The organism is Sphingobium sp. B11D3A, assembly GCF_025961695.1.
Lineage (GTDB): Bacteria > Pseudomonadota > Alphaproteobacteria > Sphingomonadales > Sphingomonadaceae > Sphingobium.
Genome location: NZ_JAOQOE010000001.1, coordinates 2,328,125 through 2,350,642, shown reverse-complemented (window position 1 = coordinate 2,350,642; position 22,518 = coordinate 2,328,125). Strand labels below are relative to the sequence as shown.

Annotated in this window: 21 protein-coding genes; 6 read left to right on the top strand and 15 right to left on the bottom strand. The window is 66.9% G+C overall.

From position 1 onward, the window contains the following. Window positions 1-339: 339 nt before the first annotated feature. The 4 genes from M2332_RS11170 to M2332_RS11155 are packed head-to-tail and all read right to left on the bottom strand — an operon-like array spanning window position 340 to window position 4,884. Complete coding sequence (locus M2332_RS11170) at window positions 340-1,323, bottom strand: DNA polymerase III subunit delta (RefSeq protein WP_264574098.1); 984 nt, start codon at window positions 1,321-1,323, stop codon at window positions 340-342. Continuing rightward, window positions 1,320-1,832: an LPS assembly lipoprotein LptE gene (gene lptE / locus M2332_RS11165; RefSeq protein WP_264574097.1), complete on the bottom strand. Its 513-nt coding sequence runs from the start codon at window positions 1,830-1,832 to the stop codon at window positions 1,320-1,322. Before lptE ends, M2332_RS11170 begins: the two co-directional genes overlap by 4 nt. Next, the gene (gene leuS / locus M2332_RS11160) at window positions 1,832-4,387 is read right to left on the bottom strand and encodes a leucine--tRNA ligase (protein WP_264574096.1); all 2,556 of its coding nucleotides are present in this window, start codon (window positions 4,385-4,387) and stop codon (window positions 1,832-1,834) included. Before leuS ends, lptE begins: the two co-directional genes overlap by 1 nt. 47 nt (window positions 4,388-4,434) lie before the next feature. Continuing rightward, complete coding sequence (locus tag M2332_RS11155) at window positions 4,435-4,884, bottom strand: DUF3576 domain-containing protein (RefSeq protein WP_264574095.1); 450 nt, start codon at window positions 4,882-4,884, stop codon at window positions 4,435-4,437. Between the two features lie 349 nt (window positions 4,885-5,233). Between M2332_RS11155 and M2332_RS11150 the strand changes: the two genes are divergently transcribed. Together M2332_RS11150 and M2332_RS11145 are read left to right on the top strand one after the other, a co-directional pair. Then, a complete protein-coding gene (locus M2332_RS11150) occupies window positions 5,234-5,992 on the top strand; it encodes a hypothetical protein (RefSeq protein ID WP_264574094.1) in 759 nt (252 codons plus the stop codon). A 153-nt stretch (window positions 5,993-6,145) separates the two neighbouring features. Then, window positions 6,146-7,441, top strand: coding sequence for an SGNH/GDSL hydrolase family protein (locus M2332_RS11145; RefSeq protein WP_264574093.1), 1,296 nt, complete (start codon window positions 6,146-6,148; stop codon window positions 7,439-7,441). On the opposite strand, the gene M2332_RS11140 is transcribed toward M2332_RS11145, so the two are convergent. Next, complete coding sequence (locus M2332_RS11140) at window positions 7,434-7,970, bottom strand: thiamine phosphate synthase (RefSeq protein ID WP_264574092.1); 537 nt, start codon at window positions 7,968-7,970, stop codon at window positions 7,434-7,436. The two genes, M2332_RS11145 and M2332_RS11140, sit on opposite strands and share 8 nt — an antisense overlap. A gap of 94 nt (window positions 7,971-8,064) precedes the next feature. On the opposite strand from M2332_RS11140, the gene M2332_RS11135 reads away from it, so the two are divergent. Beyond that, window positions 8,065-8,742 (top strand): YggS family pyridoxal phosphate-dependent enzyme, encoded by a 678-nt coding sequence (locus M2332_RS11135; RefSeq protein WP_264574091.1) that lies wholly within the window; start codon window positions 8,065-8,067, stop codon window positions 8,740-8,742. A 2-nt stretch (window positions 8,743-8,744) separates the two neighbouring features. Here the strand turns inward: M2332_RS11135 and M2332_RS11130 are convergent, their stop codons facing one another. Next, window positions 8,745-9,323: an NADPH-dependent FMN reductase gene (locus tag M2332_RS11130; protein WP_264574090.1), complete on the bottom strand. Its 579-nt coding sequence runs from the start codon at window positions 9,321-9,323 to the stop codon at window positions 8,745-8,747. A gap of 131 nt (window positions 9,324-9,454) precedes the next feature. Between M2332_RS11130 and M2332_RS11125 the strand changes: the two genes are divergently transcribed. Next, window positions 9,455-10,120 carry a trimeric intracellular cation channel family protein gene (locus tag M2332_RS11125; protein WP_264574089.1) on the top strand — a complete coding sequence of 222 codons (666 nt, stop codon included), beginning with the start codon at window positions 9,455-9,457 and terminating at the stop codon, window positions 10,118-10,120. Here M2332_RS11125 and M2332_RS11120 read toward each other — a convergent pair. From M2332_RS11120 to M2332_RS11090, 7 genes are all read right to left on the bottom strand, one after another. After that, a complete protein-coding gene (locus M2332_RS11120) occupies window positions 10,096-10,521 on the bottom strand; it encodes a GFA family protein (protein ID WP_264574088.1) in 426 nt (141 codons plus the stop codon). The genes M2332_RS11125 and M2332_RS11120 overlap by 25 nt on opposite strands. Then, window positions 10,496-12,391, bottom strand: a complete 1,896-nt coding sequence (gene sppA, locus M2332_RS11115; RefSeq protein ID WP_413715984.1) for a signal peptide peptidase SppA — start codon at window positions 12,389-12,391, stop codon at window positions 10,496-10,498. The genes M2332_RS11120 and sppA overlap by 26 nt, the downstream gene beginning before the upstream one ends. 120 nt (window positions 12,392-12,511) lie before the next feature. Next, window positions 12,512-13,630 (bottom strand): glycosyltransferase, encoded by a 1,119-nt coding sequence (locus M2332_RS11110; protein WP_264574086.1) that lies wholly within the window; start codon window positions 13,628-13,630, stop codon window positions 12,512-12,514. 11 nt (window positions 13,631-13,641) lie between these two features. Beyond that, on the bottom strand, window positions 13,642-15,309 hold the full coding sequence (locus tag M2332_RS11105; protein WP_264574085.1) for a hypothetical protein: 1,668 nt from the start codon (window positions 15,307-15,309) through the stop codon (window positions 13,642-13,644). A gap of 85 nt (window positions 15,310-15,394) precedes the next feature. After that, complete coding sequence (gene zapE / locus M2332_RS11100) at window positions 15,395-16,513, bottom strand: cell division protein ZapE (protein WP_264574084.1); 1,119 nt, start codon at window positions 16,511-16,513, stop codon at window positions 15,395-15,397. Continuing rightward, window positions 16,510-16,971: a GFA family protein gene (locus M2332_RS11095; RefSeq protein WP_264574083.1), complete on the bottom strand. Its 462-nt coding sequence runs from the start codon at window positions 16,969-16,971 to the stop codon at window positions 16,510-16,512. The genes zapE and M2332_RS11095 overlap by 4 nt, the downstream gene beginning before the upstream one ends. A 44-nt stretch (window positions 16,972-17,015) precedes the next feature. Next, window positions 17,016-17,801: a succinate dehydrogenase iron-sulfur subunit gene (locus M2332_RS11090; RefSeq protein ID WP_264574082.1), complete on the bottom strand. Its 786-nt coding sequence runs from the start codon at window positions 17,799-17,801 to the stop codon at window positions 17,016-17,018. Window positions 17,802-17,992: 191 nt separating this feature from the next. Between M2332_RS11090 and M2332_RS11085 the strand changes: the two genes are divergently transcribed. Both M2332_RS11085 and M2332_RS11080 read left to right on the top strand, forming a co-directional pair. Next, on the top strand, window positions 17,993-18,832 hold the full coding sequence (locus tag M2332_RS11085; RefSeq protein ID WP_264574081.1) for a diacylglycerol/lipid kinase family protein: 840 nt from the start codon (window positions 17,993-17,995) through the stop codon (window positions 18,830-18,832). Window positions 18,833-18,927: 95 nt separating this feature from the next. Beyond that, window positions 18,928-20,217: a dipeptidase gene (locus M2332_RS11080; RefSeq protein ID WP_264574080.1), complete on the top strand. Its 1,290-nt coding sequence runs from the start codon at window positions 18,928-18,930 to the stop codon at window positions 20,215-20,217. 22 nt (window positions 20,218-20,239) lie between these two features. On the opposite strand, the gene M2332_RS11075 is transcribed toward M2332_RS11080, so the two are convergent. After that, on the bottom strand, window positions 20,240-21,751 hold the full coding sequence (locus M2332_RS11075; protein ID WP_264574079.1) for a YifB family Mg chelatase-like AAA ATPase: 1,512 nt from the start codon (window positions 21,749-21,751) through the stop codon (window positions 20,240-20,242). Between the two features lie 40 nt (window positions 21,752-21,791). Next, a complete protein-coding gene (locus M2332_RS11070; protein WP_264574078.1) occupies window positions 21,792-22,514 on the bottom strand; it encodes a winged helix-turn-helix transcriptional regulator in 723 nt (240 codons plus the stop codon). Window positions 22,515-22,518 lie beyond the last annotated feature (4 nt).

The window sequence follows — 22,518 nt, the reverse complement described above, 5'->3', positions numbered from 1 at the left end:
ATCTACGGGAAGCAAACGTCCGCTTTTCAACCCTTCTTTTCGTCATCCCGGACTTGATCCGGGATCCCGCTGCCCTTGAAGATCGCAGGTCCAGATTGAGAAACCGGAAGAAGCGGGATCCCGGATCAAGTCCGGGATGACGTCGCTAATGACGAGATAGGGTCCGGCGCCATCGCCTCGGAACTGTCCACGCCCCTCGGGCCAATCGACATTCAGATGATGACGTGACGAAAATGGCGGTTTTCCGTGACCCGGAGCGCAGCGTACTTCAGGTACGTGAGCACCGGAAGCGCGGAATGCCGCCATTTGCAGGCCGTCAGCGCTGAATGTCGATTGGCCCTAGCGCCCGCGTGCGCCGAGCCGTGCGACGTTGATCAACTCCTGCGCCAGCACCGTCTCGCCGATCTGGTGCGAGAGGCGGCTGGTCCGCTCGGCCTCCGCCAAACGGTGAATGGCCTTGTCGAGCGCCTCCGCACTCCAGCGGCGCGCGACCTCCTCGTCGCCGCGCCCGCCAAAGCGCGGCGCCTGTCCGCCCTGCGCCTGCGCAAAGCCGATGGCGCGTTGCAGGGTGAGGCGGGCAAGCCCCGCCAGCGAGCCGCCACTCTGGCGCAACCGGGCCATCTCATGCTCGGTGGCGCGGACATTGCCGGAGAGCACGACCATCGCCGCCTTGAAGAGCTGCTGGTCGCCCCCCTCCGCGCCCAGCGCATCCAGCGCCTCGGGCGTCGCGGCCTTGGGCTCCTCGGGCGAGGCATCCAGATACAGCGCCAGCTTCTCCATCTCGCCGGCCAGCAGCCCCCGCTCGGCGCCGGTCAGCGCAACCAGCCGACGGGCCAGATCGCCCGGCAGTTCCAGGCCGAGTTCGCGCGCCATGCTGACCGCCAGCGCATCGGCATTGCGGCCCTCCGGCGCATAGCTGACGATGGCGACCACCGCCTTGTCGCCCTCGCACAGCTTGAGCAGCTTGCTTGTCTTGCGCAGATTGCCCGCGATCATCACCACCGGATTGCCGGTCGCAGGCGCCTGCAGCAGGGCCTCGACGGCGGGCACGACTTCCTCACCCGCCGGCTGCACGCGCACCCAGCGCTTGTCCCCGAACATGGAGATGGCGGCGGCCTCATCCGGCAGGCGGGCCGGGTCACTGCGCAGCGTCGCCCCATCCAGGTCGATTCGCTCGGCGCCCGCCCCCATGGCCTTGCCGACGCGCGCCGACAGCGCTTCGCTGCCGGCTTCATCCGGCCCGTACAGCAGATAGAGGCGGATGTTCGGCGCGGGATCGTCCAGCGCCTTGAGCGCGGCCTGATTGTCCGCCCGCAGGCTCATTCGCGCGCGGCGAGCGCCACGCTGGCCAGCACGCGGTCGGCGACGATCTCGGTCAGCCGCTCCAGCGCGCTATCCTCAGCCGCAACCGTGGCATATTCGCTGGAGGCCACGTCGATGCCGGCATCCCAACTTGAAGTTTCATCGAGCACGGTCTTGCCGCTCTGCGTGTCAACCAGCTGGTAGCGCGCGCGCAGGGTCCGGCGTTCGCGCGTCACCGTGTCATCCGCGCGCACACCCAGACCCTCGATGCGATCATCGAGCTGCACCTTGAGCAGAAAGCGCGGGGCGGCATCGCCCATGGCGGCCAGCCGGTCGTTGAGCGCATTACGCATCAGCCAGCCGCTCTTGCCGGGGATCGGTTCCACCTGCACGCTCGCCAGCGCCTGCGCCGCAGCCCCGCTGCGCCCGCCGGCATACATGGGCTTCAATCCGCAGGCCGAGAGGCTGGCGGCAAGGGCGAGGCCCAAAACGAGGCGGCCCTGAACGAGGCGGGAGAAAGCGCTGGTCATCAGACGACCAGATTGACCAGACGATCCGGAACCACAATCACTTTCTTCGGCGCCCGGCCTTCAAGCTGCCGCGCGACATTGGGCGCGGCGAGCGCAAGGCTCTCCAGCGTGGCCTTGTCCGTGCCCTTGGCGACCGTGATCGTATCGCGCAGCTTGCCCATCACCTGAATGGCGATGGTCACTTCGTCATCGACCAGCAAGGCGGGATCGACAGACGGCCACATGGCGTCGGCGATCAGGCCCTCATGGCCCATCTCGGCCCAGGCTTCCTCGGCGATGTGCGGCGTCATCGGCGCGACGAGCAGCGCCAGCGCGCGAATCGCCTCGGCGCGGGTGGCGGACGGCGCCGCCTTCTCGATGGCATTGGCCAGCTCGTAAATCTTGGCGACGCCCTTGTTGAACGCCAGCGCCTCGATGTCCCTCGCAACGCCGTCGACCGTCTGGTGCAGCTTGCGCTTGAGCGCCTTGTCCTCGCTGCCGTCGCCGGTTTCGCCGACCTGTCCGAAGATCCGCCACAGGCGATTGACGAAGCGCCATGAGCCCTCGATGCCGGCCTCGCTCCACGGCAGGTCGCGCTCGGGCGGCGAATCCGAGAGCATGAACCAGCGCACCGCATCCGCGCCATAGCGCTCGATGATCTCGTCCGGGTCCACGACATTCTTCTTGGACTTGGACATCTTGATGACGCGGCCGATCTCGACCGGCGCGCCATCGGCCAGCAGCGTCGCGCCCTCAGCGGTGCGCGTCACTTCGCTGGGCGCGTAGTAGAGCGGCGGCAGGCCTTCGCCCTGCTTGCGGGCATAGGTCTCATGCGTGACCATGCCCTGCGTGAACAGGCTCTCGAACGGCTCGGCGACGCTGATCTTGCCGATATGGGCCAGCGCGCGCGTCCAGAAGCGGGCGTAGAGCAGATGCAGGATCGCATGCTCGATACCGCCGATATACTGGCCGACCGGGAGCCAGCTCTCAGCCTCGGCGCGGTCGAACGGCTGGTCATCGGGCTGGCTGGCGAAGCGGATGAAGTACCAGCTCGAATCCACGAAGGTATCGAGCGTGTCGGTCTCGCGCACCGCAGCCTTGCCGCATTTGGGGCAATCGACGTGCTTCCACGTCGGGTGCCGGTCGAGCGGATTGCCCGGCACGTCGAAGCTCACATCCTCGGGCAGCACCACCGGCAACTGCGCCTTGGGGACGGGCACCACGCCGCAATCCGAGCAATGGATGAACGGGATCGGCGTGCCCCAGTAGCGCTGGCGCGAGACGCCCCAGTCGCGCAGGCGCCACACGGTCGTGCCCTTGCCCCAGCCCTCGGCCTCGGCGCGGCGGATGACTTCGGCCTTGGCCTCTTCCACGGCCATGCCGTCGAGGAAGCGCGAGTTCACGAGGCGACCGGGGCCGGTATAGGCCTCGTCATGGATCGGCGCTTGCTCCTCGCCCTGCGGCGCGACGACGCGCTCCACCGGCAGCATATATTTGCGCGCGAAGTCGAGATCGCGCTGGTCATGCGCCGGGCAACCGAAGACGGCGCCGGTGCCATAATCCATCAGCACGAAATTGGCGACGAACAGGGGCAGCTTCCAGTCCGGATCGAGCGGATGGACGACGCTCAGGCCCGTATCGAAGCCCTTCTTCTCCTGCGTCTCCAAATCCGCCGCAGCGGTGCCCGACCGGCGGCATTCCTCGGCGAACGCCGCCAGATCGGCGTTGTCCTGAGCGAGCGCCAGCGCAATCGGATGATCGGCGGCAATCGCCGCGAAGCTCGCGCCGAACAGCGTGTCCGGCCGGGTGGAGAAGACCTCCAGCTCCTGAATCTCGCCAACCGGCGTTTCCAGCCGGAACCGGAACTGCATGCCCTGCGACTTGCCGATCCAGTTCTCCTGCATCAGCCGAACCTTCTCGGGCCACTTGTCCAGCGTGCCGAGACCGGCGAGCAGGTCGTCGGCGAAGTCGGTGATGCGCAGGAACCATTGGTTGAGCTTGCGCTTCTCGACCAGCGCGCCCGAGCGCCAGCCGCGCCCGTCGATCACCTGCTCATTGGCGAGCACGGTCATATCGACCGGGTCCCAGTTCACCGCGCTTTCCTTGCGGTAGACGAGGCCGGCTTCATACAGGTCGATGAACAGCGCCTGTTCCTGGCCGTAATAATCCGGCTCGCAGGTCGCCAACTCGCGGCTCCAGTCGAGCGCGAAGCCGAGGCGCTTCAACTGCGCCTTCATCGAGGCGATGTTGTCGCGCGTCCAGCTGCCCGGATGGATCTTCTTTTCCATCGCGGCATTTTCGGCGGGCATGCCAAAGGCATCCCAGCCCATCGGGTGCAGCACGTCATGGCCCTGCATCCGGCGGAAGCGGGCCAGCACGTCACCCATGGAATAGTTGCGCACATGGCCGATGTGGATGCGCCCGGAGGGGTAGGGGAACATCTCCAGCACATAGCTTCTCGGCGCGCCCTGGCGGGTGCCGGCCTTGAAGCTCTCCCTGTCGTCCCACACGGCCTGCCAGCGGGCGTCAGCCTGCGCAGGGTTGAAGCGTCTGTCGCTCACTCTCGCCTCGTTCATCAATAGGGCCGGTCCGGCCCCGTGACGGGCGCCGAGGCCGGGCTTTGTCAGCCGCTGATCGCGCGGCGCCGCAGGTCGCGGGCACGCGTCAGGATGATTTCTTCAAGCTTCTGGGTCGTCGCCGCCTGCACCGGGGCATCGATCCACTGGCCGTTCTGCAGCATCTGGCGGCTGGCCGCCACGCGCAGGGCATCGGCGCGCAGATCCTGGTCGAGGATCGTCACCGTCAGCTTCATGCGCTCGTTCGTCGCGGCGGGATTGATGTACCAGTCGGTCAGGATCACGCCGCCGTTGGAATCTGTCTGGAGCAGGGGCATGAAGGACAGCGTCTCGAGGCTCGCGCGCCAGAGATAGCCGTTGATGCCGATGCTGGTCACGCGCGAGGCGGCCAGATCGGCCTTGGGGCGATCCTTCCCGCCACCGCAGCCTGCCAGCAGCCCGCAGGAAAGCGCCAGCAGCAGGCCGCCCTTCAAAGTCTTGTGTCCGCTCAGAACCATGCGTTGCCTATCCCGTGATGTCCGGTGGTGACCGGGCTCCCTGTCGATCAGCCTCTATAGTGAGGCAGGGCGGCGGCACAAGTGGCGGATTGCGCGGGCTCTGCCGCTCGCGCCGCTGCCGGCATCGGCCCGGCGCAATTTCAGTTGCGGTGGGTTGATTTTTGCAACCGTGTTGAACAATGGTCGTTTCACAAAGGGATTATAAGGGGATAACCGGCTCGCCGGTGGCCACTGTGGAGAATCGGTCACGCTTTCCAGCGAATCGTCTCTGCTTCTGGTCCGCGCTATCCCCTCATGATATAAGAACACAGACCGGCCCTCAAAATGGAGTCGGCGCAGGGAGCGAACGGTGACGGTGAAGACGGGAAAGATCGCGTTGGCGGGGGCTTTGACAGCCGCCCTTTCGCTCGCCCTCACCCCGGCGCTTTCCGCTGTTCTCGGCGCAGAATCGAAGAGCCTGGATCAAAGCGGCGTGTCGCTGAAGATGCTGGGCAGCATCGGTTCGTTCACGCCGGTCACCCATGACGAGAAGCTGGCCAAGGCCTATGCGCAGGCCGCGCGCGAATCGCAGAGCAAGGGCTTCCGCTTCACGCCGACCAGTGGTTCGGCGGCCGGCAATCGCTCGCTGACCATTCTCGTCCGCACGCCCAACGCCATGGCCTCCGCGCTGGATGGCCGGTCCGAGCGGGTTCTGCCCAATCTCGGCGTCGCGCCTGTCGCATACCGGCTGGGCGTGACCAAGGGTCTCGCGCGGTTCACGCCGGGCACCCGCATCGAATCCTCCAGGCTCGACCCGATCATCGAGAAGTCGATCAGCGAGCCGGTTGCCAGCTTCACGCTGCGCCCGAAGCAGGATCGCTTCTCGGCGAATGTCCAGCTTGAGCATCGCGAAGTCGCTGCCGCCTCCCCGGCGGAAGATACGCCGGCCACGCTCGGCGCCGAGCCCAGCTATGCCGTCGATCTGTCGAGCAGCTACTCGCTGACCCGCAACCTGAACCTGAAGGCTGGCGTGCGCTATGCCGGGCCGAACAACCGGCTCGCGCCGACCGTCACGGATCAGGCGCAAGACAGCCAGGCCGTCTACGTCGGGACCACATTCAAGTTCTAAGCCCGCCTGTGCGCTGACCTCTCGTTTGCGAACGCGATGAGTCGCGCCCGCAAGTGCTGTGGTTCTTCCGTCTCGATGATTGACACAGCGGCGCCCCACAAGGCAGCACCGCAGTGCAGGCCTTCAGATGGCACCGCAACGGGGAGAGGGACTATGCGCATAAATCAGATCGCCCATCATCGTCGCGATCACGCCGAAAAAAGCCGGCTCGGACGCACGACGGGCATCGCCGCCATGGCCCTCGGCCTACTTCTCTCGGCAGCCCCCGCGCGGGCGGACTGGATCACCAGCTGGTCCGCCGCGCCCGTCCGGCCCCGCACGGATCTTGGCCCACTGATGGCGCCGAGAAGCTATAATAATCAGACGCTGGTGCAGACGCTTCGCATCGCGGCCGGCGGCACGGCACTGCGGCTGCGCTTGACCAATGCCTATGGCGAAAAGCCGCTGGAGATCGGCGGGGTGCGCATCGCCCTGCTCGATCCACAAGGCGCCGAAGTGCCGGGCTCGGCGCGGATGCTGCGCTTCGGCGGCGCGGCGACAGCCCGCATCCCGGCGCGCGCACCGTTGCTGAGCGACACGGTCGATATGCCCGTGCCGGATCTCGCCCGCCTCTCCGTGCAGATCTATGTGCCGGGCGATACCGGCCCCTGCACCTGCCATGAAAGCGGGCTGGATACGCTGCGCGTCTCGCCGCCCGGCAATTATCTCGGCAAGCCCTTCGAGCCTGTGCAGCAAGGTCCGCACCGCCCCTTCCTCGCCGCCGTGGAGATCGATGCGCAGGACGGTGCCGGGACGATTGCCATGCTGGCCGATTCGATCACCGATGGCATCGGCTCCACGCCCGGTGCGAACCGGCGCTGGCCGGACTTCCTCGCCGCCCGTCTGCTGGCGGCGAATCCCGGCAAGTGGGGCATCGCCAATCAGGGCATCAGCGGCAACCGCGTGCTCAGCGATGGCTTTGGCGATAGCGCCCTGGCCCGTCTGGACCGCGACATTCTCGCCCTGCCCGGCATCCGCTATCTGATCGTGTTCGAGGGCGTGAACGATCTTGGCATCGCCTTTGGCGCCGAGCGCATGGCCCAGCAGGCTGGCCGGCCCAATGTCCTCGCCGATGGCACCAAGGTAACGCTGGAGACGATGCTGGAAGGCTATCGCCAGATCGCCGAGCGCGCACGGGCGCGCGGCATCACGGCGGTCGGCGCGACGATCGCCCCCTATAAGGGCGCGACCTACTGGACGCCGGAGGCCGAGACCGTGCGGCAAGGCATCAATGCCGCCATCCGCTCCGGTACGATCTTCGATGCCTGGCTGGATTTCGACGTCGCCTTTGCGGACCCGGCCAATCCCCAGCAGATGCGGCCCGGCTATCATATGGGCGACTTCCTGCACGGCACCGACGCGGGTTATGAGGCGCTGGCCGCGTCCATCGATCTCTCGCTGTTCAAATAGCGCCACCGCGCGGGCCACGTCTGGGCGTCAACCCGTCGATAGCGGCATAACCCACAGCCCCAAGGCGCCGCACCAGGGCGGCGTGGCGCGGGTGGACCCCGCCAAGCGCGATCACCGGCAGGGTCGCAAGCCGCGCGAGCGCCGCAAAGCGTGCAGGGCCGAGTGGTCGCGCGCCGGGGTGCGAACGCGTGCGAAACAGCGGCGAGAGCAGCACAACGTCCGCACCGGCGCCCTGCGCGGCCAACGCTTCCCTATGGCTGTGCGCCGGCGCGCTATGCAGCCAGCGCGAGTCGCGCGGCCCCCGCGCCGGACCATGATGGCCATCTGCCCCCCAGTGCCGGGCCATGTCCGCATCGCCGGCCAGCAGAATGCGGCAATGGCGCTTGCGCGCTGCCCGCCGCACCTGATTGAACAAGGCCCGCCGTGCGATGGGGTCGAGGCGATAATGGCGCAGCACAATGGCCGAATGGCGCGGCAGACGCGCGATGGCGCGCAGCAGATCGTCCGTCGCAACGCGCTCGTCGCTCATCAGCCACAGGGTTGGCAGGGGAGTGCGCGATTTGCCTTGGCCTGCGTGCATCGCGCCTTTTATAGCGGCGCCGATGAATGGGCAAAATAATCAAATGAGCGCTGAGGGCACGGCCGAGAGCCGGTTGGCGCATGTGCGGGACAGCATCAGCAGGGTCGAGCGCGTCGCAAGTCGTCCTGCGGGGTCCGTGACGCTGATCGCCGTCAGCAAGACGCATCCGGCTGAGGCGGTGCGCCCGCTCATCGAGGCCGGGCAGCGCGTGTTCGGCGAAAACCGCGTTCAGGAAGCGCAGGCCAAATGGCCGGCGCTGCGCGAGGCTTATCCCGATATCCGCCTCCACCTTGTCGGCCAGCTTCAGTCCAACAAGGCGGAGGATGCCGTCGCCCTGTTCGATGCCATTCATGGCGTCGACCGCGCCTCGCTGATCGCGGCGCTGGCCAAGGCCATGGACAAGGCGGGCCGCCGGCCGGACTGCTTCCTGCAGGTCAATATCGGCGAGGAAGAGCAGAAGGGCGGCTGCGCCATCGCCGATGTGCCGGCCTTGCTGGAGCAGGCGCGTGCGGCGGACCTGCCGGTCGTCGGGCTGATGTGCGTGCCCCCCGCTGAGGTCGAAGCCGCGCCCTATTTCGCCCTGCTCGACAAGCTGGCCCGCGATCATGGACTGCCGGGCCGCTCCATGGGCATGTCCGGCGATTATGAGACGGCGGTGATGCTCGGCGCCACCCATGTGCGCGTGGGCACCGCTTTGTTCGGTACCCGCGACGCCGTCTGACGTCAGCCCGGCTTGCGCTGCGCCTTCACCGCGCCGGCCCACCATTCCAGCTCGTCCGCAAAGCCGGTGCAGCTGCGCACCAGCGCCGCGCCGCCCGCGCCGCTCGGTTCGCCGGCCGCATCGAGACTGTCCGTGATCCCACCGACTGCCACGCTGGCGGGAATCACGGCGATGCCCAGCGTCGTCAGCGTCGGGTGCCAGGCGTAGCTGGAGCGCGCGCCCGCCATCCGCCCTGCCGAATAGCTGACAATGCCGGCCGGCCGCCGACGCCATTCCTGATAATAATGGTCGATGAGATTCTTGAGGCCCGGCTGCAGACCGGAATTATACTCGCCGGTGACGAACACGAACCCATCGGCCGCGCTGATCTTGTCGGCCAGCGCCGTCATCTCGGCAGGGGCAGTACCGGGCGCATAATCGGAGAGGCGCTTGTCCAGCATCGGCAGGCCGACCGCCCGCGCATCGATCAGCTCCACTGCATGGCCCCGTTCGGACAGCATGCGCACGCAATAGTCCGCAAGCCTTATGCCGGCGCGCGCCTCCCGATAGGATCCATAGAAGACGAGAAGCGAAAGGCTCATATTGTCAGGCTCCGTGGCAATGATGATGCGAGCCTAGCAGCCTGTCCCATCCTGCGCGACGGGCGAAACGCCGGAGCAGCAAAGGGGGGAGCAGAGATGGAAAGCCCGCCGATCTGCGCTAAGGAAGGCGCATGACACCGCAGGATCTGCCCGTACCCGTCGATGCGCTGCTCTCCGCCATGGGGCTGGTCGGCATCTTCGTCTTTGCGGCCTCGGGCGCGCTGGCGGCGGCGCGGCTGGGCCAGACGCTCGTCACCTTCGCCTTCTTCGCCATCGCCACCGGCGTAGGCGGCGGCACGGTGCGCGATCTGCTGATCGGCGCGCCCGTCTTCTGGATTCACGATGTGCGCCCCGCGCTCATCTGCCTCGGTGCATCGCTGGTGGTATGGATGACGCCCGAGCGCTGGTGGAGCGAGCGCGCGCTCGACTGGCTGGACGCCGTGGGGCTGGTCGCCTTCGCCGTGTTCGGCACCGCCAAGGCCATGAGCCTGGACATCCCGCCCTTCATCGGCGCGCTCATGGGCATCATCACGGCCTGTGTGGGCGGCATTATCCGCGATCTGCTGGCCGGCCACCCCTCTATCGTGCTGCGCCCGGAAATCTATGTGACCGCCGCCGCCCTGTCGGCAGGCCTCTATGCCCTGCTCGCCAGCATCGGCATGGCCGCCCCTTGGGCCGCCGTGCTGGCGGTGATCGCCGGCTTCATCCTGCGCGCCGTTGCCATCGTGCGCGGCCTTGCGCTCCCGCATTATCGCGCCAGCATCAGCCCGGATCAGGCAGGTGGCCCCTCGGGATAATGCGGCAGATCATCGGCCGATGTCAGCCAGCTCAGCCCGCTTGAGGTCCAGATATGCTCGGTCGGCGGGTAGCGCTCGGGTTCATCCAGGCTGCCAATGGCAAGGCCGATCACATTGGCCGAGGCGCGCTCCGAGAACAATGTGGTTCCGCACGCGGTGCAGAAGCCGCGTCGCAACGCCGCCGAGCTGTGATGCCATCCCACCGGGCCTTCGATACGGACGGCATCGAGCAGCACCAGCACCCGCGCATAAAGCGGTGCGCCGGTCGCCTTTTGGCAGAGCCGGCAATGACAGGCGCGAATGTTGATCGGCGCCGTATCGGTCGCATAGCGGCAAGCGCCGCACAGGCAACCGCCGGTGATCGCGGCCGCCATTTCAGAGCGGCCGCTGGGCAGCGCCAACGAGGATGCCGAGCCAGCCTGCCTGCTCGCCCGACGTCATGGCGCTGGCCGGCGTAAAGGCGCGGCATTCCAGGCAGTCCGCGCGGATCGACGGGCCTTCCACCAGCCCCTTCAGATCACGCATGATACGCACGGCAATCTGCCGCTGCTGCCGCGCCGCATAGCTCAGCAGATCGCGCGGGGCGGTGATGGCGGGCGCTCTAGTCTCCCCGCTCAGGAACATGCCGAGAAACTGCGCGAGCGAATCCGGCTCCGGGTCGAAATAGCGCGCGCTTGCGGCGTCACCGCTCAGCTTGGCGCGCCGCGCGGCTTCCGCCACGGCCTCTTCCAGCCCGCCGAAGCGGTCGACCAGCTTGAGCTGATGCGCCATGCCGCCGGCCCACACCCGGCCCTGCGCGATCTCGTTGACGCGCTGCGGCGTCATCTTGCGGTTGCTGGCGACCAGACCGATGAACTTGCCGTAGATATCCTCCACGCTCGCTTGCGCCAGCGCGTTGAACTCGGGGCTCACCCCACCGATCACGTCCGGCTCGCCGGAGAGCGGCGTCGCTTTCACGCCATCGCTGGTGATGCCGACCTTGGCGAGCGCATCCTCGAAGCTCGGCAATATGCCGAACACGCCGATCGACCCGGTGATCGTCGCCGGCTCGGCAAAGATCATGTCGCTGGCCGTACTGACCCAATAGCCGCCGCTGGCCGCGACATTGCCCATCGAGACGACGATCGGCAAGCCCTTGGCCCGCGCCTGCGCCAGGGCGAGGCGAATTTCCTCCGCCGCCGCCGCCGATCCGCCGGGCGAATCGACGCGCAGCACCAGTGCCTTCACCGAATCCTCGGCCACCGCATCGTTGATGAGGCTGGCGACGCTGGTGCCCCCGGCTTGCCCCGGCGCCGCTTCGCCATCCACGATTTCTCCGGCCACGGTGACGACGCCGACCTGCCCGCCGCTGCCTTCCTTGTGCTTGCGCAAATAGCCCTCGAACGGGATGGCGGCGTAATCGCCCGGCCGCGGATCGCTCGCCTCCCCGACGATTTCGGCGACATGATTGCCGAACGTCACCGGATCGCCGAGCTTGTCGACCAGCCCTGCCGCCTGCGCCGCCTTGGCCGTATCACCGCCATTGGCGCGCAGCAGCGCCAGCGGATCGGCCAGATAATCCCGCACCCGCGCCGCCGGACGCGCCTTGCCCACATGTTCCAGCCAGTCGGACCAGATCGCCGTTACCAGCGCCTCATTGGCGGCACGCGCCTCGGGCGACTGTTCGGCCTGCGTATAGGGCTCCACCGCGCTCTTGAAGCTGCCGACGCGGTAGACATGCGCCTTCACCCCCAGCCGGTCGATCAGGCCCTTGAAGTAGAGATTGCTCCCGCCCGGCCCGGTCACCCCGACCATGCCGAGCGGATCGAGCCACACTTCGCTGGCATGGGCGGCCAGCATGTAGCTGGCATCGTCATAATAAGAGGCGCGGGTGAGCACCGGCTTGCCCGCGGCGCGCACCTTGTCCAGCGCCTCGCCCACGCGCTGCATCGCGACCTGACCGCCGCCGCCAAAGCCATCCAGATCGAGCACCACGGCCTTGATCGCGCTGTCGCCGGCCGCCGCCTCGATGGCGCGCACCACGTCGCGCAGGCGATACTCGCCCGACCCGCCGGTGCCCGCGACCATCGCATATTGATCGATCGGCCGGGGCTGCTCGACGATCGGCCTGTCCAGCGCAAGATAGAGCGCACCACTGGCCGGAAAGCTCTCTTCCATCCGCGCGGCCTTGAGGCCGGCGTAGAGCATCGCGAAGAAGAGGATGAGGAAGAGCAGGACCAGCGCGTCCTTCACCCCCATCATGATTTTCCAGGCAGTTTTCACAAGACTCAGCACGTTGGCGGCTCCTTTGCCGCTTCGCTAGCGCATCTTCCTGCCCGATGCACGTTCCCGTCAGATGCAAAACGCCCCGGCGATTGCGAACCGCCGGGGCGCATCATGCTTGATTGGTCGTCAGCCCTTCTTCTTCCAGGTGAAGAAGGCGGACATGACGTAGTTCCACACGACGCTGACCATGATTCCGGCCAGTGCGGACAGGGCCCAATAGGCCTTGTTGACGAACAGCCAGTCCGCCACGCCGATATTGGCCGCAGCACCGAAGGCACAGACGAGGTTGAAGGTGATCCAGCCGCGCAGCAATCCCCAGCCCTGCAGGCGCTGGTCGCGGTAGGTGAACATGTTGTTGAGCAGGAAGTTGCTGGTGATGGCGACGAGCGTCGCTGCGGTCTGCGCCGCCGCGAAGCTGACCCCCAGCGCCACAAACAGCAGCGTCAGCACCGCAAAGTGGACGACCACGCCCGTGCCGCCAACCATGGCGAAGCTCAGGAAGCGGACGGGCACGATATGGCCCACCGCCTTGTCCATGAGCAGCTGCACATATTCCCACAGCACCAGGCTATCGAGCTTGCTCTCGCCGAACTGGCGCGTGCGGAAGGTGTAGGGCACTTCCGCAACCCGCAGCGGCGTGGGTGCGCTGGCCGCGATATCCAGCAGGATCTTGAAGCCCACGGTCGAGAGATTGGGCAGCGAGCGCATGAAGGCATCCCGCCGCATCATCATGAAGCCGCTCATCGGGTCGGAAATCGGCGTCTTGGTCAGCTTGAGCGCCAGCTTGGTGGCGAACTGGCTCATCCGCTGGCGGCTCTCGCTCCAGTCGCCCATGCCACCGCCTTCGACATAGCGGCTACCCACCACCAGATCGACATCATCCGCCCTGATCCGCTCGAACATGGTCTTGAGCACGCTCTCATCGTGCTGAAGATCGGCATCCATGATCGCCACATAAGGGGCGGATGTCGCAAGAATGCCCTCGACGCAGGCGCTCGACAGGCCCCGGCGCCCAAAGCGATGGAGAATGCGCACGCGTGGATCGCGCTGAGCCAGCGCCCGCACCTTGCCGGAGGTATCGTCGGGCGAATTATCGTCCACGAACACCAGCTCCCAGGCGACGCCGGGCAGGGCCTTGTCGACCAGATCGGCGAGCAGGGCCACATTCTGCGCTTCGTTGAAGGTCGGAACGACGATCGCAAGCTCGGCCGGAAGCATCTGCGCCGCGACCGGAGCGTCTGTCATGATCTGGATGGTCACTCGGAAAGGTCCTCAATGGCTGGCGCGGCGGGTTGACGGGTCGGCGCTGATGCAGGGTCGGGATGATGGTACAGCGTACCGGTGAAGGCGAAATTACCGGGACGATCGATTGTTTCCGCCGGGCGCCATCCGGCCGCCGTCAGGGCGGGGACCAAATCCCTCGCCGGCGGGGGCGTCTCACCCCGCGCCACGGCGCGCAGGTCATTGTGGCTTTTGAGTTCGACATGGCTGACCAGCAATGTCGCGCGGTCGGCCAGCGCCGTCAGCGGCTGCGGCGGCCCACCCGGATCGCCGCCGCGCGTGATCCGAATCGCGGATCGCCCGTCCGCCGTCAGCAGCCATTGCGGCAGATCGTCGCGATGGGTGCGATAGAGCGGGAAATAGGCCCATGCCCAGGCATCGCCGACATGCAGCACGGCGAGCGGCTTCTCCGCCTTGGCCACCATGGACTCCAGCGTGCGCGAAGGCCCGTGGATGAACCAGTCGGCCCGCACCAGGAACATGACCAGCGCCGCCGCGCTACCGATGACCAGAAGGGCGGTGCCCGCGTGGCGAACCCAGTCGGCGACCCGCCCGCGCCTCGCGATGGCCCCGTCAGCGGCGAGCGCGAGGATCACCGCGAGCGGCGCCAGCATCCAGATATTATAGCGCGGCGCGAGCGCATCGAATTGCGAGACCAGCAGCGCCGCCGCGATGGTCACGATCGTGCCCGCAGCCAGCGCGAGGATCAGGCCGATGACCGGATCATGCCGGATGGCTGTTCCGCGTGTGGCGGCCTGCCCGCCAAGGCCGACTGCGGCGATGAGCAAAAGGATAGCGCCCCCCGCAAAGCACAAGGCGGCCACCGGCAGATCGACTAAAGTCGCGCCACTCACCAGCATCTGCGCCAGAAAGGCCGCGATGTCGCCCAGACCGACCCCGCCGGCCGGCGCGGCGGAGCCGGGTGCCGGCGAACTCAGATTGGCCGCTCCCAGAACGAAGGGCGCCAGTCCAGCCCACAGCAGCAGCAGCAGCGCATAGGCCAGCACCACCCGCACGGCGCCGCGCACAGTCCGCGCATCGATGAAGATCGCCAGCGTATAGGCCGATGTCGCAACGATGCCGAAGAAATGCGTGTAGCCGCTCAGCACACCGAGCAGCACGAACAGGCCCAGCCGCCGCACGCTTTGCGCCACGTCGCCGCGAATCACCATCGCCGCCTGCGCACAGCTAATCGCGAGAAGGATGGGATAGGCCCGGATTTCGACGGCCATGGAGACCAGTCGGGGGGAAAGCACCAGCAGCAGCCCGGCAATCAGGGCCGCGCGCAACCCGTAACGGGATGCCAGCGCGCGCATCAGGATCAGGATGCCGCCGGCGGTGATCCCGGCATGATAGAGCCGGAACGCCAGCTCGTTCGCACCCCACAGGTGCCAGCCGATCATATCGATGAAGTAGCTGAGCGGCGGCATCCGGTCGTCCGGCACGCCGAACCCGGCATCATAGCCGCCGGCCAGCCAGGAGAGCAGCGCGCCCGGCGCGAGGGTGACGCCGGAAAGCTGGGTCGTCTCGTCGATCCAGATATTCTGGAGGCGCGCGAAGAGGACTGCCGCGATGGCAAAAATCACGAGGACGGGCGTGGCCGCAAGCCAAAGCCGTCCTGCACCGCTGGACCCCTGCTTCATTGATTCCCCACGTCCCACAGGCCCACCGGCCCGCATATCAGATCATCATTCAGCTAGCCGCTAGCACCGGCAGCCTAATTTTACGTCAACTGGCGTGCGCGCCATGGCCGAGCGCGAGATACTCCAGCGACTGCATTTCCATCAGGCGGGAGACCGTCCGCTCGAACTCGAACTTGCCATCCCCCTGCGGATAGAGATGCTGCGGCAGGGCGTCCGCACCGGCGATCAGCTTGACCTTATGCTCGTACAGGGCGTCGATCAGCGTAACGAAACGCGCGGCCTCGTTGCGGTTTTCCGGCCCGAGCACCGGAATGCCGACGATGATGACGCTGTGGAAGCGCCGCGCAATGGCGAGATAATCCGCCGCGCCGCGCGCTTCTCCGCACAAGCGCTTGAAGGAAAACACCGCCACGCCCTTGAGGCTCTTGGGCACCTGCAGGCTGCGCCCGCCACCGACGCTCAATTCCTCGCTCGGCACATTGGCGCTGTCTTCAGGCGGATAGTCCGTCAGGCGGAAGAAGATTTCGCGCAGCTTGGCAGTGGTCTCATCGCCATTAGGGACATGCCAGATGTCCATGCCGCCCAGCCGATCCAGCCGATAATCGGTTGGCCCGTTGAGCGGCACCACGTCGAGCCGCGCCTTGAGCAGATCGATAAAGGGCAAGAACAGCTCGCGGTTGAGCCCATCCTTGTAGAGATCGTCCGGCGCGCGGTTGGAGGTGGCGACCAGCGTCACCCCGGCATCGAACAGCGCGGTGAACAGGCGGGACATGATGGCGGCATCCGCCATATTGTTGACCACCATTTCATCGAACAGCAGCACCTTGGCCTCGGCCGCGAGTTGCGCGGCGACAGGCGCAATCGGGTCGCCGCTCTCGCTCTCGCGCACCGCCCGCAGCCGCGCATGCACATCGAGCATGAACTCGTGGAAGTGGATGCGGCGCTTGGCGGGGCCATCCAGGCAATCGCGCATCAGGTCCATCAGCATGGACTTGCCGCGCCCGACGCCACCCCATAGGTACACGCCGCGGATCGGCTCCGGCGCCTTGCGAAGCATCCGCCAGAGCACGGAGCCTTTCTTCGGCGCGGCTTCCAGTTCCTGCTGCAGCCGGTCGAGCCGGATCGCGGCAGCGCGCTGATCCGGATCGGGTTTCAGCTCTCCAGCGGCGATAAGGTCGTCATAACAGGAGAGCAGGCCACTCATGCGTCGCGCGGGGAGGCCTCCGCCGGGGCGCTGTGCTGCACGCGCGGCTGCATGATCTCATATTTGGGCAGCGCCGGGTCGAAATAGTCCCAGGCCACGGCATCCTTCATGTAGATGACGCTTTGCGGCGAGACGCGGTCGGGCTCATCGAGAGACCCGGCCTGCACCATGATGAACTCGCCCGGCAGCGTGCCGGATGTGAAAATCCGTCCGCCGCATGTTCCGCAGAAATGCCGCGTCACATCCCCGCCGGTGTCGCCATGGTTGGTATAGGTCTTGGGCGTGCCCTCGATGGCGAGCTGGCTGTTATGAATGCCGATGATCGTGGTGTGGCCGGTGCCGGTCGCCTTCTGGCAATCCTTGCAGCAGCATTGGGACACCCACAGCGTCGGCCCGGTCAGCTTGTAGCGGAGCTCTCCGCACAAGCAGCCGCCATCCAGAACTTCGCCTTCCTTCACCAGCGCCGATCTCCGAATTGTCGTTGTCTCGGTCGACTGTGACGTCAAATCGCGCGTTCGACCATCATCTTTCGCGTCTCGGCAATGGCCTTGGCGGGCGACAGGCCCTTGGGGCACACATTGGCGCAGTTCATGATGGTGTGGCAACGATAGAGGCGGAAGGGATCTTCCAGATCATCGAGCCGCTCACCGGTCATCTCGTCGCGCGAGTCGGCCAGCCAGCGATAGGCCTGGAGCAGGATCGCCGGGCCGAGGAAGCGATCGGAATTCCACCAGTAGCTCGGGCAGCTGGAGGAGCAGCAGGCGCACAGGATGCACTCGTAGAGCCCATCCAGCTTCTCGCGATCCTCAGGGCTCTGCAGCCGCTCCTTGCCGCTCGGCGGCGGGGTGACGGTCTGCAGCCAGGGCTTGATCGAGCTGTATTGCGCATAGAAATGCGTGAAGTCCGGCACCAGATCCTTGATCACGTCCATATGCGGCAGCGGCGTAATGCGGACCTCGCCCTTGCAATCCTCGATCGCGGTCGTGCAGGCGAGGCCGTTCTTGCCGTTGATGTTCATCGAGCAGGAGCCGCAAATGCCCTCGCGGCAGGAGCGGCGGAAGGTCAGCGACGAATCCTGCTCGCCCTTCATCTTGATGAGCGCGTCCAGCACCATCGGCCCGCATTTATCGAGATCGATCTCGAACGTGTCGTAGCGGGGGTTCTCGCCGCTATCCGGATCGTAGCGATAGACCTTGAACGTCTTGACGTTCGTGGCGCCGTCCTGCGCCTTATGCACGGTCCCGTTCTTGCGAACGACGCTGTTTGCGGGGAGGGAGAATTCGGCCATCGTCTGTTTCCTGCCGCCTGCTGGCTGATCGGGCGCTTGATGCCGCGCCGCAATAAAAGCAATGCGGCGTCCTAGCGCGTGTGTCCGCGCGGCTCAAGCACCGAGCGGAGGCCACGCGAAATTGCTTGTCACCGCTGCCATCCTGCATCCAAACACCCCGCCAGACGTTCCCGGCGAGCATGACGGTCACAATGAGCGACTCCCTCTTCATCTATAATGAGCGCAGCGGCACATGCGATCCTGCGCTGGTGTCCGCGATCCAGGCCGCGTTCGCGCAGGCGGGCCGCCCCATCGGCACCTCCCGGCCCATCGACGACGGCCCGCTGCCAGACGCCGCGCAGGCAGTCGAGCGCGGCATTGGCCTCGTCATCATTCTCGGCGGGGATGGCTCTCTTGCCTCCACCGCGCAGGCGCTCGCCGGCTGGGATGGCACCCTGCTCGCGCTGCCCGGCGGCACGATGAACCTGCTGGCTCACCGGCTCCACGGCAATCTCGATCCGCTCGCCATCGCCAAGGCCTATCTGGCGAACAAGGGGACCGTGATGGCCGTGCCGGTGATCGAGGCAGACGAGATCACCGCCTATACCGGCATCATCGTCGGTCCCACGGCAGCGTGGGGCAATGTGCGCGAGGCGCTGCGCAATCATGATCTCGCCGCGCTGGCGGAAAAGGTGCCGGAGGCCATCACCGCCACCTTCGAGGCCCCGGCCGTCTCCCTCGTCGGCGATCCGCGCGATTATCCCGCGATCTTCGTCGAGCCGGCCAAGCAGGGCCTGCATGCCTATGGCGTTCTCGCCCGCAATGCCGGCGAGTTGTTCGCGCATGGCTGGGCCTGGCTCTCGGGCGATTTCCGCAATGGGCCCTCCGAATCGCTCGGCGCCGCCGATCATCTGGAGGTAGAAAGCGCCGGCAAGACGCTGGACCTGCTCGTCGATGGCGAGAAGGCGACCACCAAGGCGCCCTTCAACCTCCGCAGCGCCCAATCAGGCGTGCGCTTCTTCGCCGCACAGGGGGACGCAGGCTGGCGCTGAGCCATAGCGCCGCCGCCCGCCGTACGACATTTCTCCCCCCTCAAGCCCCGCGCCGGGCTCTTCCCACCAGCCCGCGGACATGCTGAAATGCAGCCATGTCCATGCTCACGCGCCTGCTCACCGCCGCTCTGGCTTTCTCCGCGACAACCGCGCTGGCCGAACCGGCCGACCCCGCCGATCCCAATCTGCCGCGCCTCAAGAAGGTGCTCGCCGCCACGCCGCTGATCGACGGGCATAATGACTGGCCCGGCGCCATCGCCGGCCATGATGGCGATGCGCGCTGGTCGGTGGATCTGACCCGGCTGAACACAGAGGATTTCGATACGGACATCTCCCGGCTTCGGCAGGGCATGGTCGGCGGTCAGTTCTGGTCCGTCTATGTCCCCGCGACGCTGCCGCCGCTGGAACAGGTCAAGAAGACGCTGGAACAGATCGACCTCGTGAAATCCATCGTGCGCCGCTACCCGGCCGAGTTCACGCTCACGCGCACCGCCGCGCAGGTCCGGGCCGCGCACAAGGCCGGGCGGATCGCCTCGCTGATCGGCGCGGAAGGCGGCGGCCAGATCGACGAGAGCTTCTCGGTCCTGCGCGCTTATGCCGAGCTGGGCGTGGGCTACCTCACCCTGACGCACAGCCGCACCATTGCCTGGGCGGACAGCGCCACCGACGATCCGGCCCATGGCGGGCTCACCCCGTTCGGCGTGGCGGTGGTGCGTGAGATGAACCGGCTGAACATGCTGGTCGATCTCAGCCATGTGAACGAGGACACGATGCTGGACGCGATCGCCGCGAGCCGCGCGCCGGTCATCTTCTCCCATTCCAGCGCACGGGCGCTGTGCGATCATCCTCGCAACGTCTCGGACAAGGTGCTCAAGGAGGTCGCGCGCACCGGCGGCATCGTCATGGTCGCCTTCGCGCCCAATTATATTTCGGAGCCGCGCCGGGTGTGGGGCGTGCAGCAGGGCGCCCAGCGCGCGCTCTACAACCAGCCGCCGCTCAACCGCCTCTATATCGGCCAGCCGGACCGGGCGAAGGCCGCCATGGAAGCCTGGCTCGCCGCCAATCCCGAGCCGCGCGTGACGGTGCAGATGGTCGCCGACCATATCGATCATATCGCCAGGGTCGCCGGCTATGATCATGTCGGCCTTGGGGGCGATTATGATGGGCTGCCGGCCCTGCCGGACGGCATGACCGGCGTTGAAAGCTATCCGCCACTGCTGCTGGAGCTGATGAAACGCGGCTGGAGCGATGCCAATATCGCCAAGCTGGCCGGCGGCAACATCCTGCGCGTCATGGAACAGGCCGAGAAGGTCGCCGCCTCCCTGAAGGACGAACCACCCGCCACCGGCACGCGCGAGGCGATGGACGCCGCGCCGAAGGGCTAAGCCATCCCCTCAATTCACCCCCTCAATTCACAGGCGCGCGCCGCCTGTAACTCAGCGCTTCCGCCACATGCGCCCGCCCCACGGTCTCCGCGCCTGCCAGATCGGCAATGGTGCGGGCGACCCTGAGCACGCGGGTATAGCCCCGCGCGCTCAGCTTCATCGCGGCGGCAGCCTGCGCGAGAAGATCGCGGCCCGGCGCGTCCGGCGCGGCATGGGCATCCAGCGCATCGCCAGTCAGTTCCGCATTGGTGCGCGCGCCACCGCTTGATGCCGCGCGCGCCGTCTGGCGTGCCCGGGCCTGCGCGACGCGGGCGGCAACCTCCGCCGATCCCTCGACCGGGGGCGGGAGCAGCAGATCCGCCGCGGAAACCGCGCCGACCTCGACATGCAGATCGATCCGGTCCAGCAGCGGTCCCGAAACCTTCGCCTGATAATCCCCCGCACAGCGTGGCGCCCGCGAGCAGGCCAAAGCGGGATCGGCGAGATGCCCGCAGCGGCAAGGATTCATCGCGGCAATCAGCTGGACCCGCGCCGGGAAGGTCACATGCGCATTGGCGCGCGCGACGCTGACCTCGCCCGTCTCCAGCGGCTGCCGCAAACTATCCAGCACCGCGCGCTGAAATTCGGGCAGCTCGTCCAGAAACAGCACGCCCAGATGCGCGAGGCTGACTTCCCCCGGCTTCACCCGCAGCCCGCCCCCGACCAGCGCCGCCATGGAGGCACTGTGATGCGGCGCGCGATAGGGGCGGTTCTGGCTGATCCGCCCGCCCGAGAGCGTGCCGGCCACGGATGCGACCATGGAGACTTCCAGCGCTTCGGCCGGGGTCAGCGGCGGCAATATGCCCGGCAGGCAGCTCGCCATCAGCGATTTGCCGGCTCCTGGCGGCCCGACCATCACCAGATTATGGCCACCGGCCGCCGTGATCTCCAGCGCTCGCTTGGCGACCTCCTGGCCCTTCACTTGCCGCAGATCCGGCCCCGGCACAGGCGGTTCGACAGTGCCGGGCGCCGGGCGCGGCAGCACCGTCGCGCCCTTGAGATGATTGATGAGACCGAGCAGATCCGGCGCAGCCAGCACGCCTTCGGAGCCTGCCCAGGCAGCCTCCGACCCCTGCGCCGCCGGGCAGATCAGCGTCTTGTCCGCCTGCGCCGCATGGAGCGCGGCCAGCAGCACGCCCGGCACCGGCGCGATGCGCCCGTCCAGCCCCAGCTCACCCACGACGAGATGATCGGCCAGTTGCTCGGCATCGACGACGCCCATCGCCCCCAGCAGGGCCAGCGCGATCGGCAGATCGTAATGCGAGCCTTCCTTGGGCAGGTCCGCCGGTGAGAGATTGACCGTGATGCGCTTGGGAGGCAGCGAGAGGCCGATGGCGGCGATGGCATTGCGCACGCGCTCGCGGCTTTCCGCCACGGCCTTGTCCGCCAGCCCGACGACGATGAAGTTCGGCAAGCCGGAGACAAGCTGGCACTGCACCTCGACCGGCCGTGCCTCCAGCCCGAGAAACGCCACCGTTTCCACCGTCGCAACCAAGACTTGCCCCCTCTTTGTTCCCCTCCCTGTCTATGTCGGGTCAACGGGGCAAAGTCGAGCCGCTTTCGTCGGGCTGGTAGCGCGGCGGCAGGTTGAACAGCGCCGCGAAGCGCGCCTCCAGCGCCGCATCGCCACTCACGCTGAGCTCGCCCGTCTCGGCAAGCTGGTCGACGGGCATCTTGCCGTAGAAGCGCTTGGCAAGGCCGCGCGCGCTGCCCTCATAGGCGAGGTCCGGCGCCGAGACCTCGCCGGCTTCGACATGATAAAGCCCGCGATCCAGACTGGCGCGATAGGGCGTGCCGTCAATGCGAAAGCCGACCTGCAGCACCATCTCCGCCGCCGCTGCCCGATCCAGATTGACCTTGAAAGAGAGCATCATCGCCGTGCCGTTGAGCGGCAGCATCCGGTCATGCGTCGGCGAGCGATAGGCCCATTGCGCCATCGCCAGCACCATCGGCTCGGCCTCCTTGCCCCATGGCGTCAGGCCATAAACCTGCACATTGGCGGGCGGCGGCAGGCGCAGACGCTCGACAATGTGGCGCTCCTCCAGCTCGGTCAGGCGCTGGGTGAGCACATTGGCGCTCAGCCCCGGCAAGGCCGCGCGCAGATCGGAAAAGCGGCGCGGCCCGAGCAGCAATTCGCGGACGACAAGCAACGCCCAGCGCTCCCCGACCAGATCGAGCCCGTGCGCAAGGCCGCAGGCGTCGTCAAACCGACGCTTTTGAGGGAGTTTCGCCTCGTGAGTTATTTTTTCTAACTCCATAGTT